We start from the raw sequence: 17,104 nt of genomic DNA, 5'->3' as shown, positions 1-17,104 counted from the left end.
CATGAAGTCCCGCACGCCTGTCTTCGCCCTGTCGCTTGCAGGGGCTTCCCTCTGCGCCCTGGCGCTGCTGTCCCCCGGCAGCGCCCGCGAGGAGGAGCCGGTCACGACCATGCCGGTCTTCGCCAGCCTGCCCCAAGGGACACAGCCGCTTGCCTCGTCCGCCTTTGCCCAGGACTGCCGGGACCTGACGGCAACCTCGCTGGCGGGAGGCGAGGTCCTGTCTGCCGATCCCATCCGCGACACCCCCGCCGCCGCCTTCCTGGGACGAAATGGCGGCCAGGCCCTGCCACCCCATGCCGAAACGCCGCTGCCTCCGTTCTGCCGCGTTCGTGTGCGCATGGCGCCGGTCAGCGGCTCGCAGATCCACGTCGAGGTCTGGCTCCCATCGCCCGAGACCTGGAACGCGCGTTTCCTGGGTACCGGCAACGGAGGGCCGGGCGGCGCGATTTCCTACTTCGGTATGGCCGCAGGCCTGCACCGGGGCTTCGCCGTCGCCAACAGCGACCTTGGCACTTCGCCTGTCTCGGACAAGGCGACAATCTTTCCCGCCACCGCGCGCCCCGAAAGCGCGGTCGACCTCGGCCACCGCGCCGACCACCAGATGACGCGCGCGGCCAAGACGCTGATCGGCACACTTTACGGGAAGGCCCCGAAGACGTCGCTGTTCGAAGGCTGCTCGACCGGAGGACAGGAAGCGCTCGCCCTCGCGCAGCGCTATCCGGCCGACTACGACGGCATTCTGGCGGGAGCACCGGCCAACAATCGCACCCACCTCCACGCCTATTTCCTCTGGAACTTCCACGTGCAGCAGGCGATCCGCGGCGGGCTGACCCAGACCAAGCTCGCCATGGTCCACGACAAGGTCCTGGAGTCCTGCGCGGGGCGCGATGGCGGCCTTGCCGGCGACGACTTCCTGACCGACCCGCGCCAGTGCGACTTCGACATCACCACCTTGCCGATCTGCCCGCAAGGCAGCGATGCCGACACCTGCCTGACCCACGCGCAGTTCGATGCGCTGGGCCAGCTCTACCAGGGGCCGATCAACCCACGCACGGGCGAGCGGATCTTTGCGGGCGTCCCCTTCGGCGTCGACTGGTCGGGCGTGCTCGCCCATGGCCAGCCGTTCTGGCAGAACATCGACACCTATACGTGGAACTGGACCTTCGGGAACGGGTACGACTACCGGACCTTCGATTTCGACCGCGATCTCGATGCCGTCGATGCCAACAGCGCGTCCTACCTCAACTCGAACAGCGCGGATCTTTCCGAGTTCCGCAACCGGGGCGGCAAGCTCGTCCTCTATACCGGCTCGGCCGACCCGCACATTCCCTATCCTGACACGCTGCACTACTACGAGCGTCTCGTCGCCGCCAACGGGTCCGACCTTGCCGCGACCCAGGGCTTTGCCCGCTACTACGTCGCGCCCGGTATGGGCCATTGCGAAGGCGGGGCCGGCTTCGGCCACTTCGGACAAGGATCGCGCGTGCCCACGCAGCGCCGCAACGACATCCTCTTGCAGTTGCTCGACTGGGTCGAGACCAACAAGGCCCCCAGCCCGGTTGCGCAGCAACTCGCCAAGACCGGCTCGCAGATCACGGCCGAGCGTCCCTTGTGCGCCTACCCGGCCTACCCGGCCTACACCGGCGGGGAGCGCAGCTCGGCGACGAGCTACCAGTGCACCGTCCGCCAGCGGGGCACCGTGCCCACACCCGCCCCGCGCTATCTCAACGCCCCCTGACCGCACACGCCCCGGCCTCAGGTTCCACCAAAACTATGGCCCGCGCCTGCTTCGGCAGGCGCGGGCCTTCGCCGTTTTCCAAGCAACTTCGGGTTTCATTCGCGAACGCGCCTCGCCGCGACGACAGAAATCAACCCGGAACTGCCGCGGGCCTGAAACAAACTGCGGCTATTCGGTCAGGTCGCGTTTCAGTGTTGCGCTCAGGGCAACGCTGCGGTCTCTCCCATGCTGTTCCTAGCCTGTGCAAAGCACGTGATAGTCCGGGCATCCCGCGGGGAGCGGGAACAGAACAATGCCAAGACCAGGGGGGTCACAACGCGCATGAAGCATTCTCTCACACTCACCGCCATGCTCCTGACGAGCGCCGCCTTCGTCGCCGCCTCGCCGGCCGCACAGGCCCAGGACGCGGGCCCGACCATCGGCAATGACATCGTGGTGACCGCACAGAAGCGTTCGGAACGCTCGATCGACGTGCCCGCCTCGATCACCTCGATCGGGGGCGAGAAGCTTGAAGCCGCCCAGGTCGACCAGCTCTCCGACCTCGTCGGTTCGGTTCCGGGTCTCTCGATCTCGAACTACGGCGGGCCGGGCATGAACAGCATCCAGCTGCGCGGCCTTGCCGGGAGCTTCCTCGACGATTTCGCCGGGCCGCTCGTCGCCACCTACATCAACGACCTTCCGGTTGGCTCCTCCACGGCTGCGGGCCGCGGCAACCTCTTCACCCTCGACATCCAGCCCTATGACCTGGAAGCGCTCGAGATCCTGCGCGGTCCGCAGGGCACGCTTTACGGTGCCAACTCGATGGGCGGCCTGATCAAGTACACGCTCAAGAAGCCCGATCTCGACTATTTCGAGGGCCGTGTCGGCACGAACCTTGGTTACACCCACGGCGGAGGTGGTCTCAACGTCTCGCCGCGCGGCGCCTTCAACGTGCCGGTCATCGAGGGCGTGCTCGCCGTGCGCGGCAGCGCGTTCTACTCGAACACCCCGGGCTACATCGACAACGTGGGCACGGGTGAGGCCAACGCCAACAGCTCGGAAAGCTACGGCGGGCGCCTCGCCGCGCTGCTCCAGGCCACCGACCGCCTCTCGATCCAGGCCGGCGTCCTCTACCAGAAGGGCACCGCCGACGACGTCGCGACCGTGCTGGTCTCGCAGGACCTCGACTTCGTCTACGGTCCGCAAGACACCTATTCCGATTTCCCGACGACGATCTCGCAGGAAACGACCAACATGACGCTGGGCGCGGACTACGAGTTCGACTTCGCCACGCTGACCCTCTCGGCGGGCTGGGCCAAGCTCGACACCCTGCTCAATCAGGACATGACCTGGGGCTCGGACGCGCAGCTCTACAACCCGGATGGCTTCGTGCTCTTCGCGCTCGACGGCACCTTGCGCAAGTTCACCAGCGAGGCGCGCCTTGTCTCCGATGACACCGGACCGCTCGAATACACCGTAGGCGCCTACTACACCAACGAGCGCGCTGGCGAGGACACCGCCAACGACGCCTACACCGCCGATGGCCAGCTGCGCGACGACATCAACATCAACTCGGGTCGCTCGCGCTACCGCTACCGGGAAATGGCGGCCTTCGCGAACCTCACCTACAAGTTCTCCCAGGCCTTCGACGTCAGCCTTGGCGGGCGCTATACCAACTACAAGCAGACCGGTGCAGCCACGTCCTCGGGCCTGAGCGGTGGCGGCACCAACCCGGCCGATACCGGCAATGTCGACGTGGGCATCTGGAGCGTCAATGCACGCTACCACTTCAACCCCGACCTCATGGCCTTCGGCCGCTTCGCCACCGGCTACCGTCCCGGCGCCTTCAACAGCCCGACCAGTTCGTGCGACATTCCCGCCGCGAGCGATCCTGACCGTACCGACAACTACGAAGCGGGCCTCAAGGGCCTGATCTTCGGCAACAAGGTCAACTTCGAGCTCACCGCCTACCACATCAAGTGGAAGGGCATGCAGCTCAACGTCAGCCAGCAGCAGGGCGACAACACCTGCATCTTCGTCGACAACGGTGGTTCAGCGACGAGTGACGGCGTCGAGTTCAGCACCGGGATCAGCCTGACCAACGAACTGCGCCTCTCGGGCACCGTGAACTATCAGGACGCCTCGCTGGACGAGGATGTGCCCCAGTCGGGTGGCATGGCGGGCGACCGCCTCCCGCTTTCCTCGGACTGGCAGTGGTCGCTTGCCGCCGACTACCGCAAACCGCTCGATGGGTTCACCGCGCTGGCAGGTGCGAACATCTCCTACAAGAGCCCCTACGACAACTTCTTCGAGAGCCGGGGCGCCTACTACCCCTTCCCTTCGCTGACCCTTGCCGGGGCTTATGTCGGAGCCGAGATCGGCGATCTCAACGCCCGCCTCTCGGTCCAGAACCTCTTCAACGAGCGTTCGTTCGTGGGCATGCAGTACCCGTTCCGTCCCGACTTCGGCATCCGCGCAGTTCCCGCCCAGCCGCGCACCGTCGCGCTGAGCCTCGACTACCAGTTCTAAGCTTTCAGCCAGGGGAGCGCGGCCCACCTCTTCCGGGTCGCGATCCCCACGTCTGGAATCACCCTGACTTGGGCCCTTCCTGTACACCTGCAGGAAGGGCCTTCTTGTATCGGGCCTCGGCCGACACACGCCTCCCCGCAACTGGCCGCGTGCAGAGGGGCACGCGCATCGCGACGTTTGCATCATTGCCCCATCCCTGGTTGCCCCGGCCCCTCTCATCGAATAAAGTCGATGAATGGATTCCGATGCCGCCCTCGCCATACTCTCGGCGCTCAGCCACCCCACGCGCCTCGAGGCCTTTCGCCTGCTGCTGCGCCACGAGCCCGAAGGCCTGGCCACCGGCGCGCTGGTCGAAGCCTCGGGGCTGAGCCAGAGCACTTTCTCCTCGCACCTTGCGGTCATGGCAAAGGCCGGGCTCGTGCGCAGCGCGAAGCGGGGGCGCCAGAACATCCAGCGCGCCGATATCACCGCGCTCAAGGGCCTCATGCTGTTCCTTGCGACCGACTGTTGCCAGGGCCACCCCGAGCTTTGTCAGCCACTCGTTGCCGAACTCACATCCTGTGGCTGAGGCTGGTTGCGGTGCGCCTGGCCCGAAAGGTTCGGTCCCACCGCCTCACTTCCCCGCCTCCTCCTCCCGCTGATCCCAGAAGGTTTCTTTCGACCATGTCCGCACCCGCCCCACGCGCGCGCCTCGCCTTTCTCGACCGCTACCTGACCTTGTGGATCTTCCTTGCGATGGCGACAGGCGTCACGCTCGGCTCGGCCATCCCGGGCCTGCCCGCGGCGATCAACGGCCTCTCGTGGGGGACCACCAACATCCCCATCGCGATCGGGCTCGTCCTGATGATGTACCCGCCGCTGGCGCGGGTGCGCTATGAGGAACTCCCCCATATCCTCGACGACAAGCGCATCCTCGCGATCTCGCTGGTTCAGAACTGGATCATCGGGCCGGTGCTGATGTTCGCGCTCGCCGTCCTGTTCCTGTCCGACACGCCGGAATACATGACCGGCCTGATCCTCATCGGCCTTGCCCGCTGCATCGCCATGGTCATCGTGTGGAACCAGCTGGCGAAAGGCGACAACCAGTATGTTGCCGCGCTCGTTGCCTTCAACTCGATCTTCCAGATTCTGTTCTTCAGCGTCTACGCCTGGTTCTTCCTGTCGGTCCTGCCGCCGCTGTTCGGGCTGGAGGGGAGCGTCATCGACGTCAGCTTCTGGACCATTGCCGAGGCCGTGCTGATCTATCTTGGCATTCCCTTTGCCGCCGGGTTCCTGACCCGCAAGGTCCTCGTGCGCGTACGGGGCAACGCCTGGTACGAAGGCAGCTTCCTGCCCAGGATCGGTCCTGTCACGCTGGTCGCGCTGCTCTTCACCATCGTTGCCATGTTCAGCCTCAAGGGCAACGAGATCCTGGCCCTGCCCGGCGATGCGCTGCGCATCGCGATCCCGCTCACGATCTACTTCGTGATCCAGTTCACCATCAGCTTCTTCATGGGGCGCCTCATCGAAAGCGACTATCCGCGCACCACCGCGGTTGCCTTCACCGCGGCGGGCAACAACTTCGAGCTGGCCATCGCGGTCGCCATTGCCGCCTTCGGGCTGGCTTCGCCCGTTGCCTTTGCCGCCGTCATCGGCCCGCTGGTGGAAGTGCCGGTGCTGATCCTCCTGGTGGGCGTTGCCTTCCGCTTCGGGCGGCGCTGGTTTCCCGACACGGTCCCCGCAGAGGAACGCGGCTGAGCCTTACACGAAAAGGAGCCCCGGAACGCGATGTCCCGGGGCTCCTTTTTCATGGGTGGTTCAAGGCCGCTGCGATCAGAACAGGCCGAGCGCCCAGCCGATGCCGAAGACCGCGATGGAGAAGGCCCACATCGTCAGCAGCGAATAGCGGATGTGGCGCCCGATATCGGCCTGGGCCAGACCCAGCGCCAGCCACATGGCGGGCGAGAAGGGGCTTATGAAGGTGCCGATGATGTTGCCGATGATCATGGCATAGACAGTGGCCTGCGGAGTGACGCCCACCGGCTCGACGACCTGGAGCACCACCGGCAGCAGTCCGAAGTAGTAGGCATCGGTGTTGAGGACGAGTTCGAGCGGAAGCCCGAAGAAGCCGATCACGATATGCAGCATGGAGACGGCCGAGCTCGGCAGGAAGTCGACCAGCGCCTCGGCCATGGCCTTGAGCATGCCGCTGCCATCGAGCACGCCGAGGAAACTGCCTGCCGACAGGATGATCGCGCCCATCAGCAGCGCGGGACCCGAGTGGGAGCGCACCCGCTTCATCTGCTCGTCGATCGAGCGGTAGTTGCAGGTAAGGAGCACCGAAAGGCCGATCATAAAGGTATAGGCCGCAGGCAGGATCCCGGCGACGAGCACGGTCAGGACGGCCAGGAAGATCGCGGCATTCAGCCAGATCAGGCGCGGGCGCAGCAGTTCCTGCTCTTCCTCGCTCAGCTCCGGCGCGGCCTGGGGACGGGTGGCTTTCCCGGCCCCATCGACGTGCGCGATGTGGGTGCCATCGGCCTCCAGCACGGCCTGTTCGGGCGAACCTGCCGCGGCAATCCGGCGGCGCTCACGAAGGCCGAGGAACACGGCGAGAACCGCGAGCAGCGCAATGCCAGCGAGCTGGACCGGAATGAGCGGGCGCCACAGTTCGGTCACCTCGATGCCGGTCACCGCCGCAGCACGGCCGAGCGGCCCGGCCCAGGGCAGCATGTTGGCAATGCCGGCCCCCGTCGCGAGCAGCATGAGCAGGAGATAGCGGCTCATGCCCAGGCGCAGGTAAAGTGGCAGCAGCGCGGGAACGGTGAGAAGGAACGTCGTCGCCCCTGCCCCGTCCAGGTGCGCGCAGGCCCCCACCAGCGTCGTGCCGACCGCCACGTAGACCACGTTGCCGCGTGTCACCCGGATCAGGCCGTTGATGAAGGGGCGGAAGAAGCCAGTGTCCTGCAGCACGCCGAAGAAGATGATGGCGAAGATGAACATCGTCGCCACTTGCATGACCCGCGCCAGGCCATCGCCGAAGAAGGTGGACATCGCCTCGGGGCTGAAGCCGTAGACCAGTCCGGCCACGAGCGGGACCAGCACGAGCGCGACGATCGGCGAGGCCAGCCGCGCCAGCAGCAGGCCGACGACGCACACGACCGTGAGAAGTCCGAAGAAGGCTAACATGAAACTCTCCTGATGGCCTTTTGGCCTGTTTTAATGCGGTATTTCGACAAGGACCGAAGAGGCGCGCGGGGGAGGCCGCGCGCCCGGGCTGCGGTCAGAAGGTGACGCCGAGACGCGCGGCGAGGGTCTGGCCGCTGTCGCTTCCGGCGTAAGGGCCGGCGGCGTCGGTGATGCTCCAGTAGATCCCGTTGAGCTGGATGCGCGTGAAGCTGTTGAGGTACCAGTTGGCTCCCAGCGTCGCGGTCCAGCCGTCAGCGGGATTGGGAATATTGCGGAACGAGACTTCCTCGTAGCGGCTGGTCAGCTCCAGCGCGCCCGAGCCCCCGCCGAAGACGGGGTTGCGCACGTGCGGCTGCCCGAAGTTGCCGGTGCGCGGGTTGTAGGGCGGCAGTTCGCCCGTCACGAACCAGCCTGCCGAGGCGCTGTAGGCGCGAGTGCGGAAATCGGGCGGTCCCCCGGCGCGCCGGGCGTGGCGCTCGCCCGCCTCGGCCATGAACCAGACCGGTCCCTGGTAGCCACCGAATTCAAGACCGTAGCCGGTCGTGCCGGTGCCATCGGGCAGCGGCCCGGTGGAGACCCGCAGGGCCCCGTTGAAACGGGTGCCCATGAAGGTGTTGCGTGTCAGGTCGGTCGCCGAAGAGGCCAGCGCCTCGTCGAAGCCCCAGGCGCCCAGGTGCAGCGCGCCGCGTTTGGAGCGCAGCGGGTTCACGTGCACGCGCGCCATGACCGTGCGGCTGTCGCTGTCGCTCTGGTCGCCGTCGACCCGGTCACCGGTGAGCGAGAGCGAGACGTGCCCGCCCGGGAAGAACACCCGGCCCATCGCGCCCACTCCGTAATAGCCGCGCTCGGGGACCACCGTGTTGGGGACCACGCTGCGCTCGAGGAAGGCGGTCGAATCCGAGCCCGTCGCCCCATCGAAGGAGCGGTCGTTGAACAGGTGGCCCATGCGAAGATCGAAGCTGACGTCCTCGCTCAGACTGTCGCGCCAGCCCATGTAGGCGGTCATGATCTCGGCCCGGTTCTCCGAGAAGTCAGCCTCGATCTGGTAGAAGAAATGGGTGCCCACACCGCCCTCGAAGCCCAGCCGCAGCGCGCGCATGCCCGTGGTGGTCAGATTGCGCCCATCGTGGTCCGATCCGAAGGTCGATCCGACATCGGCCAGAATGCGCCCGCGCGGCTTGAAGGTGTACTGGCCGTCAGCGGAATGGAAGACAGGAAGGCCAGCGCCCCATTCGGTGGTCACGTCGGCCTGGTTCGCCGAGCGCGCCCGCGCGATGTCGCGCTCGGCCGGGCCCGGCGGCACCAGTTGCGGTGCGTAGGGCGGGGTCACGACCACGTGCACGGTCTTCGCTGCGGCATCCTTGGTCTTTGTCTCGGCCTCGACCTCAGCCTGGGGCGCAGAACCAGCCGCCAGCTGCACGGCATCGGCCTCACCCTGGCCTTCAAGCTGCTCGACACGCGCGCGCAGGGTCGCGATCTCATCGACGCGGCTGCGCAATTCGGCGATCTCGGCGGCCTGGCGGCGGACAAGATCGGCCAGGTCTTCACGGCTCGGGGTCTGGGCAAGGGCCGGGCTCGCCGCGACTAGGGCAACGAGCGCGCAGCTGGTGGGAAGAAGGCGCATTCAGGGGGACTTTCCTTGGGCAAGCGCGGCGTTCCACGTGTCGAGGACACGCTGGCGCTTGATCGGATCGAGATTGACGAAAAGACGGGGGCCGCCGGGAATGGCGCGGGCCTGTCCGGGAGCGAGGCGCGGCGGGGCCACATCGCCGCGCACCGGCGGCAGTCCGGCCCGCGCGAGGATGTTCTGGCCTTCACGCGAAAGCAGGAAATCGAGGAACAGGCGCGCGGCAGCCGGATGCGGGGCACCGTGCGCGATGAAGGCCACGCGCGAGGCCACGATGGAATAATCTTCAGGGTAGAGCACGCCGATGCGCGGATCGGCCTTGGCACGCTCCTCGGCGTAAGGACCCACCACGTTGTAGGCAAACGTCACATCGCCGCGCGCCACGGCATCGAGCATGGCGCCTGTGGTCTCCATCAGGACCGGCCGGGTTGCCCCCATCGCCTCGAGCAGGGCCTGCGTGTCGCGTGTCGCGGCGAGGTCCTGGGTGAGGAAGAGGTACCCGATCCCCGAGCGCGCGGGATCGTAGGTCGCGATCTTGCCGGCAAGATCCGTGCGCCGCGCCCGCAGCATCTGCGTAAAGGCCGCATGGGTGCGCGCAAGCTCTTGCTCAGCCACCTGCTCGCGGTTGTAGGCAATGGCAACCGGCTCGGCGGTGATGCGGTAGGACTGGTCATTCCACACCGTCTCTGCGGGAAGCGCCCCCTTTTCCGGGCTCGCATAAGTCTGCGCATAGCCGTCGTTGACGAGCTTGGCCTGCATGGCCATGGCCGAGGACCAGACAATGTCCGCGCCCACCTTGCCCGCATCGGCCTCCCGGCGGAAACGCGCATCGAGCGCATCGGCGCTGAGGTCATGGTAACGCACCCTAATGCCCGCACTGCGGCGCTCGAACGCGGCGATCAGCGGGGTGATGGCGTCCGCATCGACATTTGCGTAGACCTCGACCACGCCCCCTTCGCGCAGGGCCCGGGCCACACGCGCCGCCTCGCCATCCTGGCCGAGATACGACCAGACCAGAAAAGCCAAAGCCGCCAGCCCCCCTAGGAAGACACCGAAAATCAGGTATGAACGCACGACACTCAAGCTCCTCTCGCTCCCCGCACCTTGCGTCGGGTAAGCCGCCAGTGGCGTCGATCTAATCAAACTTGCTGTCAGCAACCTTTCAGGGGTCTTTCCCGCCTTGCGCATCCTCCTTGTCGAAGACGACGATCAACTCGCCCGCAGCCTCGTGAACCTGCTGCGCAGCTCCGGCCACGCTGTCGATCACGTCGCGAGCGGGCAGGACGCTTTGCTCTTCACGCAGCAGGAACCCTACGCCGCGCTCATCCTCGACGTGGGCCTGCCCGACATCGACGGCTTCGAGGTGCTGAGCACGCTGCGGCGGCGGGGAGAACGCATGGCCGTGCTCATGCTCACCGCGCGCGATGCGCTCGATGACCGGGTGCGCGGGCTGGACCTGGGCGCCGATGATTACCTGCGCAAACCCTTCGCGCCGGAAGAACTGGAAGCACGGGTGCGCGCGCTCGGTCGCCGCCGGGGCGGCGATCCCACCCCCGAACTCACCATCGGCACCTTGCAGATCAACCGCTCGACGGGAGCGGCCAGCGTGGCCGGGCGCACGCTCGACCTGCGCCGCCGCGAGGCCGCCGTACTCGACGCTCTGGCCACCCGCGCAGGCCAGCTGGTCACCCGTCAGGTCCTTCAGGGCGAGGTGTTCGGGCTCGACGAACCGGTCGGCCAGAACGCCCTGGAAGTCCACATCACGCGCCTGCGCGCCAAGCTGGCCCCGGACGGGCCCGCCATACGGACAGTGCGCGGGGTCGGCTACCTGCTCGATGTCGGCTGAGGCAACTTCCCCCATTCCGGCCCCCACTCCGGCCCTGCGCACGCGCCTGCTCGTCGCGATGCTCGGCCCGATGGTGGGCGTTGCCATCGTCCTGGGCGTGATCGGCGCGCTCATCGTCACCGACGCGGTGCGCCGCGCCAACGACCGCGTGCTGGGCGGCGCACTGGGAGCCATCGCCGAAACGGTCGAGGCCGAACGGGGCGAGGTCACGCTCGACCTTCCCGCCGCCGCGTTCGGCATGCTCGAAAACCCGCAGCGCGATGCCGTGTTCTACCGGGTCGCGGTGGGCACGAAAACGCTGACGGGCGACCCGGGGCTACCCCCGGCGCGCCCGCCAGCCCTGGAAACCGGCGATGTCACAAGCGAGCCCAGCTACCGCTTCGCCACCTTTCGCGGGCGCGTCATCCGCATCGCCGAACTGCACCGGCACCTCCCCGGCATCGCCGCGCCGGTGTCGGTCCAGATCGCGGAAACGCTGGAGCACCGCCGCGCGCTCGGCCGCCGTCTGATCCTTGCCCTGGTGCTGGGCGAGGCGCTTCTGATCGGCCTTGCCGTCCTCCTCCTGCGCCCTGCGCTCGGCTGGAGCCTGCGCCCGCTTGCGCGCCTGCGCGAAGCGGTCGCGCGGCGTTCGCGCCGGGCCGCGCCCGACCTGTCCCCGCTCGATGCGGGGCCCCTGCCGCGCGAACTAGTGCCCCTCTCGCGCGCCTTCGACAGCCTGCTCGAACGCCTCGATACGGCGACGGCGGGCATGCGCCGCTTCACCGCCGATGCCTCGCACCAGATGCGCACGCCCCTCTCCACGCTCAAGGTGCAACTGGCCCTGGCCCGGCGCGGCGATCCCGATGCCCTGCGCGAGATCGCCGATGCCGCCGATCGCCTCGAACACCTGATGACCCAGCTTCTTGCCCTCGCCCGTGCCGAGGAAGCCGGTGTGGAGCCGGAGCGCGAACAGGTGGACCTGCACGAAGTGGCCGTCGCCGTCATCAACCGGCGCATCGGACAGGCCATCGCAGGCCGTGTCGAACTTCAGCTCGATGCCCCCGACGAACCGGTCCGGGTCTGGGCGCACCGCACGCTGGTCTTCGAGATGCTCTCCAATCTTGTCGACAACGCGATCCGCTACGGCGGCAGCGGGGGCGAGGTGGAGATTGCGATCACGCAGGAAGGCGCCCTCTCGGTCACCGACCGCGGGCCCGGCCTTGCCGAGGCGGACATGGCGCAGCTTGGTCAGCGCTTCGTGCGCTTTCAGCCCGGCTCAGGTCCCGGCGGCAGCGGGCTAGGCTTTGCCATCGTACGCTCGGCCGCGCAGCGTGTCGGCGCGGCGGTCCATGTCGAGTCCATGACCCCCGGCCTTCGCGTCACGATCGCCTTTGCGGCCCCGGTCGAGGCGATGCCGCAGGCCCCAAGCGCCTGAAACCACGCCTCACATCGCGCCGTCTCAGGCGCGCAGCTGCAGGCCCATCGTTTCGCGCATCGCGATCCCGAGCAATCTCGGGAAGGCCGGATCCGCGAACGTGTAGGGCCCCGGCTGGTTACTGACGGTATTGTTGAGAACGCCATACATGACCTGGAAGGCAAAGCGGATGCGGCCTTCATCGATGCTCTCGGCAACGACGCCCGGTTCCGCGCGGACCCGTTCGAGATAGACCGAGGCCAGGTTGCGGGCGTTACGACGAAACGGCTCCCAGGCCTCCGGGTCGACCAGGCTGACCCGGAACGCAGAACGGAAGAAAGCGTCCTGTCCGTCGAAGCGACGCACCTGTTCGGCCAGTAACCGATCAAGGATATCCGGAAAGGGCGTCTCGCGCACGATTGTCTCGAGCAAGGGGCGCGATTCGGCCGCCGCCATGACCATTACCGCCTTGAACAGTGTCAGCTTGTCGGGAAATCGGGCGTAGAAGGCCCCCGTGGAACATCCGGCCTGCCCGCATATCTCGACGATGCCGACATCGTCGAAGGAACGACGCCGCGCGATATCCAGCGAAATCCGGATCAGGGTGTCGCGCAGGAGGCGGCTGCGCGACTGCAGCGCGCGCGGGACACCGGCGCGTTCGAAGTCCTCGTCGAGATCGTCTGACGGCGTGTTCATCGTGCGAGCCATCGCCGATCTCGGCGGCCGTGTCCACGCCACACAAAACAGAACCAGATTCTTATTCGTATTGACGCACGTCGCCGTGACCTGTAAATCGGCCCTCAAGCAGCCCGCAAAGGGTCAGATAAAAACGCGTGGAGAGGTCCTGATGAAGCCCCAATTCCATCCCCCCGTCCTTGGCCGTCGCGCTCTGCTGCGCGCCTCGCTGATGGGTGCCACCGGAGCCATGCTCGCCCTTCCCGGCGCGCGACTGCTGGCCCAGCCAGGTTCGGTTGGCGCCTCCGAGGCCGCCAGCGAGAAAGGCGCACGGCTCGTGCTGCTGGGCACCAAGGGCGGTCCGCGCGTCGGCGGCACGCGCTCGAACCCGGCCAATGCCATCGTCGTCGACGGCAACGTCTACATCATCGACTGCGGCATGGGCGTGAGCGCACAGGCCTTCAAGGCTGGCCTGGACATGGCCAAGATGCGCGCGATCTTCATCTCGCACATGCATTCCGATCACGAACTGGAATTCGGCAACCTCGTCTACAACACCTGGGTCGCAGGCGACCTGCGCCAGAAGATCGACGCCTATGGCCCCAGGGGCCTTGCCGACATGGCGCGCAACTACTGGGCCACGCACAGTTCCGACATCCACACCCGCATCGCGGACGAGGGCCGCACCGATCCCGCTACACTCCTGGAAGTCCATGAATTCGACGCCAGGGAGGGGCTAGTCATGGACGACGGTGTGGTTCGGGTGACTGCGCTCACCACCCCGCACCCGCCGATCAAGGACCTCGCCTACCGCTTCGAGACCCCCTACGGCAGCATCGTCATCTCGGGCGACACCGCCTACAACCCCGCGCTCGCCGAATTCGCGCGCGACTGTGACGTCCTCGTCCACGAGACGCTCTATATCCCCGGCGTCGATGCCCTCGTGAAGCGCGCCCAGCAAGGCGAAGCATTCCGCAACCACATCCTCAATTCGCACACGTCGGCGGAGGATGTCGGCAAGATTGCGACGCAGGCCCGCGCCAAGAAGCTGGTGCTGACCCACTTCGTGCCCGGCGACATGGAGTGGATCACCGACGCCATGTGGAAGGAGGCCGCCGCCACCAACTACGCGGGCGAGATCCTTGTCGGCCACGACCTCCAGAATATTGCGCTGGGATAACCCAGACACCCAAGGCCATAGATCTAACGGGAGAAACCTGATGCGCAGCCACCGCAAGGGATGGCGCGTTGGCGGGTGGGCCGGATGCCTGACGCTGGGACTTGTCGCGCCCGGCCTTGTCCCCACTGTCGCCTTCGCGGCCGACAGCGCCGGGCCAACGGCAGACCTGCCCGCCAACCGCACCGAGAGCGAGCCGAAAGGCGTCCCGGTGCCCACCCCCGCTCCGGCGGACAAGGACGCGCTTGCCTCGCCCTTCCCTGTCGAGGCGGACGGCCTTGGCCCACGCCTTGGCCCACACTACCGCCTGCTGCGCGGCGCCGAGGACTGGCGCTTCATGGGCAAGGAGGGAGCCCCCGATGACCGCTTCGCGCCGCTCAAGGCGATCCCGCTCGATGGGGACGGCAATGTCACCCTGTCGCTGAGCGGAGGGCAACGCACCAGTGTCAGCCATTCGACGCGGCCGCTCCTCAACGACACGCGCAGCCGTACTGAATGGCTCTCGCGCACGAACCTGGCCGCCGACCTGCGTCTGGGGCCTGCCGTGCGCATTTACGGCCAGCTCGTCTCGGGCCACATCTTCGGCACGAACGAGACCCGCCACGTACCGGTCTGGGAAAACGACCTCATCGTCCAGCAGCTCTTCACCGAGCTCCGCGCGCCAGTGGCCTCGGGCGTGGCGCGCATCACGATCGGCCGCCAGGAGTTCTTCGACGGGCCGCGCTTCCTGATCAGCCCGCGCGAAAACCCCAACATCCGCGTCTCGATGAACGGCGCACGGCTCTCGATGGACTGGTCGCGCGTACGTTTCACCGTCTTCGACTTCACCCCCACCGCGCAGGGCAACGGGGTCTTCGACGATGGGATCGGCAACGGCGAGACCCTTTCGGGCGGCATCGCCAGCCTGCTCCTCGCCCGGGACAATGCGCAGGGCCACAACAATGCGATCTACCTCGATCCTTTCTACTACCACTACACCCGTGAGCAGCGCACCAGCGGCCTCCTTTCCGGATCGGATCGGCGCGAGACCTGGGGCGCGCGATTGTGGGGCCACTGGGGGCGCGTTGCCTTCGACTGGAGCGCCATGAAGCAGGACGGGCGCTTCGCCGGACGGCCCGTCGACGCCTGGGCGCTCTCCACCCGGCAGTCCGTGGCACTGGGCACGGGCAAGCAGGCCCCGCGCCTTGGCTTTCACGCCGACTACGCCTCGGGCGGTGGCAGCTACGCCGCCGACGGCAAGGTCGGTGCCTTCAACATCCTCTACAACGCCACGATCATCTTCAGCGACGACAACTATATCGGCGCGAGCAACGTGATGGGCGTGGCCCCCACACTCAGTCTCCCCATCACCCCCACGCTCAAGGTCGCGACGGAAGTCGGCTTCTACTGGCGCCCGAATGAAAACGACGCAGCCTATCGCGGCAACGCGGTCGTCTATGCGGGCACGCAGAATGTGCAAGGACGCCACCTTGCCAACATCGCCCGCGCCCGGATCGACTGGTCCCCCGACCCGCATGTCGTGCTCTCGGGCATCGCCAACTACGTCGATGCCGGCAAGGTCCTGACACGCGCGGGCTATGGCGATAACCTCTTTCTCCAGACACGTCTGACGCTGCGCTTCTGATGGCGGTGCGCGGTCTCCTGGCGCAGGCGCCTGCGCCCCTTGTCCGCGCCGTGTCGGGGAGAGGAAGACAGGCTGCCATGCGTGCGCATCACCGCGAACACCTCATCACGCTGAGCTGCGCCAGCGTCCTCTTCACCGCCGGGTACGCGCTTCAGGCCTTCGCATTCTCCATGCCCGGCCTCGTGCGCGACTGGAACCTCGACGCGCAGGCGGTGGGCCCCCTGCTCGCCAGCGCCATGCTCGGGCTGATGCTCGGCTATCTCGCCCTGTCCCCCCTTGCCGACCGGATCGGGCGCCGCCCGACCGTGCTCGGCTGCCTGGTGGTGATGGCAGGCGGCATGGCTCTGGCGACACTGGCAAGTTCGGTCACGATGCTGGGCGTGATCCGCTTCCTCACGGGACTGGGCATCGGGGGCATGCTGGCCTGCACCAACGCCATCGTCGCGGAATTCTCGAATGCACGTCACCGCAACCTGGCCGTCGCGATCATGGCCTCGGGCTATCCGATGGGCGCAATCCTGGGCGGCTCGATCGCGAGTTCACTGCTGGCAGACGGCAACTGGCGCGACGTCTTCATCTTCGGCGCGCTCGTCAGTGCGGCCTTTCTGCCGCTGGCCTGGTTCCTGCTGCCCGAATCCATCGGATTTCACGTGCACCGCCGCCACCCCGACGCCCTGGCCCGCATCAACGCAGTGCTTGGACGCCTGGGCCACCACGCTGCCGAGGGGCTGCCCGCCGCACGCGACAGCGCCCCCAAGCCCTCGCTCGCCGCGCTCTTCGCACCCCGGCTCGCGCGCAGCACGATCCTGCTCACGCTTGCCTATTTCTGCCACATCATGACCTTCTACTTCATCCTGAAGTGGATCCCCAAGATCGTGGTCGACATGGGCTATCCCGCCGCGCAGGCGGGCGGCGTCCTGGTCTGGGCCAATGTCGGCGGCCTCCTGGGCGCAAGCCTGCTCAGCTTCCTGACCTACCGCATCCAGGTGCGCTGGCTGGTCATCGGCGCGATGCTCGTCTCGACAGTCATGGTCACGGTCTTCGGGCAGGGACAGACGAGCCTTGGCGGCCTTGCCACGGTCGCAGGCGCGGCCGGCTTCTTCACCAACGCAGGCGTGGTCGGCCTCTACGCGATCTTTGCCAGGGCCTTTCCGACCGAAGTGCGCGCAGGCGGAACCGGCTTCGTGATCGGCGTGGGGCGCGGCGGCGCGGCGCTGGGTCCGATCGTGGCCGGGTTCCTGTTCACCGCGGGCTTCGGCCTTGCCGAAGTCGCCCTGCTGATGGCCTGCGGATCGCTGCTGGGTGCCGCCGCGCTCGTCTTCCTCAAACAGGACTGAGCACGGCGGCG

The 17,104-nt window shown here is 67.1% G+C and carries 13 protein-coding genes; 9 read left to right on the top strand and 4 right to left on the bottom strand.

Going from position 1 to position 17,104, the window contains the following annotated elements:
* Position 1 precedes the first annotated feature (1 nt).
* From LC060_RS01230 to arsB, 4 genes are all read left to right on the top strand, one after another.
* Positions 2-1,738: a tannase/feruloyl esterase family alpha/beta hydrolase gene (locus tag LC060_RS01230; protein ID WP_226632004.1), complete on the top strand. Its 1,737-nt coding sequence runs from the start codon at positions 2-4 to the stop codon at positions 1,736-1,738.
* Between the two features lie 321 nt (positions 1,739-2,059).
* Positions 2,060-4,246 (top strand): TonB-dependent receptor, encoded by a 2,187-nt coding sequence (locus LC060_RS01225; RefSeq protein ID WP_226632003.1) that lies wholly within the window; start codon positions 2,060-2,062, stop codon positions 4,244-4,246.
* A 235-nt stretch (positions 4,247-4,481) separates the two neighbouring features.
* Entirely contained in the window at positions 4,482-4,814 is a 333-nt protein-coding gene (locus LC060_RS01220) for an ArsR/SmtB family transcription factor (protein WP_226632002.1), read from the top strand.
* A 95-nt stretch (positions 4,815-4,909) separates the two neighbouring features.
* Entirely contained in the window at positions 4,910-5,983 is a 1,074-nt protein-coding gene (arsB, locus tag LC060_RS01215) for an ACR3 family arsenite efflux transporter (RefSeq protein ID WP_226632001.1), read from the top strand.
* 75 nt (positions 5,984-6,058) lie between these two features.
* Here arsB and LC060_RS01210 read toward each other — a convergent pair whose 3' ends face one another.
* The 3 genes from LC060_RS01210 to LC060_RS01200 form a co-directional block, all read right to left on the bottom strand.
* Positions 6,059-7,414 (bottom strand): CitMHS family transporter, encoded by a 1,356-nt coding sequence (locus tag LC060_RS01210; RefSeq protein ID WP_226632000.1) that lies wholly within the window; start codon positions 7,412-7,414, stop codon positions 6,059-6,061.
* Between the two features lie 94 nt (positions 7,415-7,508).
* A complete protein-coding gene (locus LC060_RS01205) occupies positions 7,509-9,038 on the bottom strand; it encodes an OprO/OprP family phosphate-selective porin (RefSeq protein WP_226631999.1) in 1,530 nt (509 codons plus the stop codon).
* Positions 9,039-10,115: an ABC transporter substrate-binding protein gene (locus tag LC060_RS01200; protein ID WP_226631998.1), complete on the bottom strand. Its 1,077-nt coding sequence runs from the start codon at positions 10,113-10,115 to the stop codon at positions 9,039-9,041. It lies immediately after the preceding gene.
* Between the two features lie 106 nt (positions 10,116-10,221).
* On the opposite strand from LC060_RS01200, the gene LC060_RS01195 reads away from it, so the two are divergent.
* Positions 10,222-10,887, top strand: a complete 666-nt coding sequence (locus LC060_RS01195) for a response regulator transcription factor (RefSeq protein WP_226631997.1) — start codon at positions 10,222-10,224, stop codon at positions 10,885-10,887.
* Complete coding sequence (locus LC060_RS01190; RefSeq protein WP_226631996.1) at positions 10,877-12,301, top strand: sensor histidine kinase; 1,425 nt, start codon at positions 10,877-10,879, stop codon at positions 12,299-12,301. Before LC060_RS01195 ends, LC060_RS01190 begins: the two co-directional genes overlap by 11 nt.
* A gap of 24 nt (positions 12,302-12,325) precedes the next feature.
* Here LC060_RS01190 and LC060_RS01185 read toward each other — a convergent pair whose 3' ends face one another.
* Entirely contained in the window at positions 12,326-12,976 is a 651-nt protein-coding gene (locus LC060_RS01185) for a TetR/AcrR family transcriptional regulator (protein ID WP_226631995.1), read from the bottom strand.
* Between the two features lie 151 nt (positions 12,977-13,127).
* Between LC060_RS01185 and LC060_RS01180 the strand changes: the two genes are divergently transcribed.
* From LC060_RS01180 to LC060_RS01170, 3 genes are all read left to right on the top strand, one after another.
* Positions 13,128-14,135 (top strand): MBL fold metallo-hydrolase, encoded by a 1,008-nt coding sequence (locus tag LC060_RS01180; RefSeq protein WP_226631994.1) that lies wholly within the window; start codon positions 13,128-13,130, stop codon positions 14,133-14,135.
* Between the two features lie 40 nt (positions 14,136-14,175).
* Complete coding sequence (locus tag LC060_RS01175) at positions 14,176-15,756, top strand: alginate export family protein (RefSeq protein ID WP_226631993.1); 1,581 nt, start codon at positions 14,176-14,178, stop codon at positions 15,754-15,756.
* Positions 15,757-15,833: 77 nt separating this feature from the next.
* Complete coding sequence (locus LC060_RS01170; protein ID WP_226631992.1) at positions 15,834-17,093, top strand: MFS transporter; 1,260 nt, start codon at positions 15,834-15,836, stop codon at positions 17,091-17,093.
* The last annotated feature ends 11 nt before the right edge of the window (positions 17,094-17,104 follow it).

This window comes from Novosphingobium profundi (assembly GCF_020524485.1).
Lineage (GTDB): Bacteria > Pseudomonadota > Alphaproteobacteria > Sphingomonadales > Sphingomonadaceae > Novosphingobium > Novosphingobium profundi_A.
The sequence above is the reverse complement of the archived record's forward strand: the minus strand, read 5'-3'. Positions and strand labels throughout refer to the sequence as shown.

Bases quoted from the DNA above. Each gene is read 5' to 3' on its own strand.
- LC060_RS01185 (WP_226631995.1), bottom strand. From the start codon at position 12,976: ATGAACACGCCGTCAGACGATCTCGACGAGGACTTCGAACGCGCCGGT.
- LC060_RS01170 (WP_226631992.1), top strand. From the start codon at position 15,834: ATGCGTGCGCATCACCGCGAACACCTCATCACGCTGAGCTGCGCCAGC.
- LC060_RS01180 (WP_226631994.1), top strand. From the start codon at position 13,128: ATGAAGCCCCAATTCCATCCCCCCGTCCTTGGCCGTCGCGCTCTGCTG.
- LC060_RS01230 (WP_226632004.1), top strand. From the start codon at position 2: ATGAAGTCCCGCACGCCTGTCTTCGCCCTGTCGCTTGCAGGGGCTTCC.
- LC060_RS01175 (WP_226631993.1), top strand. From the start codon at position 14,176: ATGCGCAGCCACCGCAAGGGATGGCGCGTTGGCGGGTGGGCCGGATGC.
- LC060_RS01210 (WP_226632000.1), bottom strand. From the start codon at position 7,414: ATGTTAGCCTTCTTCGGACTTCTCACGGTCGTGTGCGTCGTCGGCCTG.
- LC060_RS01190 (WP_226631996.1), top strand. From the start codon at position 10,877: ATGTCGGCTGAGGCAACTTCCCCCATTCCGGCCCCCACTCCGGCCCTG.
- LC060_RS01205 (WP_226631999.1), bottom strand. From the start codon at position 9,038: ATGCGCCTTCTTCCCACCAGCTGCGCGCTCGTTGCCCTAGTCGCGGCG.
- LC060_RS01220 (WP_226632002.1), top strand. From the start codon at position 4,482: ATGGATTCCGATGCCGCCCTCGCCATACTCTCGGCGCTCAGCCACCCC.
- LC060_RS01225 (WP_226632003.1), top strand. From the start codon at position 2,060: ATGAAGCATTCTCTCACACTCACCGCCATGCTCCTGACGAGCGCCGCC.
- arsB (WP_226632001.1), top strand. From the start codon at position 4,910: ATGTCCGCACCCGCCCCACGCGCGCGCCTCGCCTTTCTCGACCGCTAC.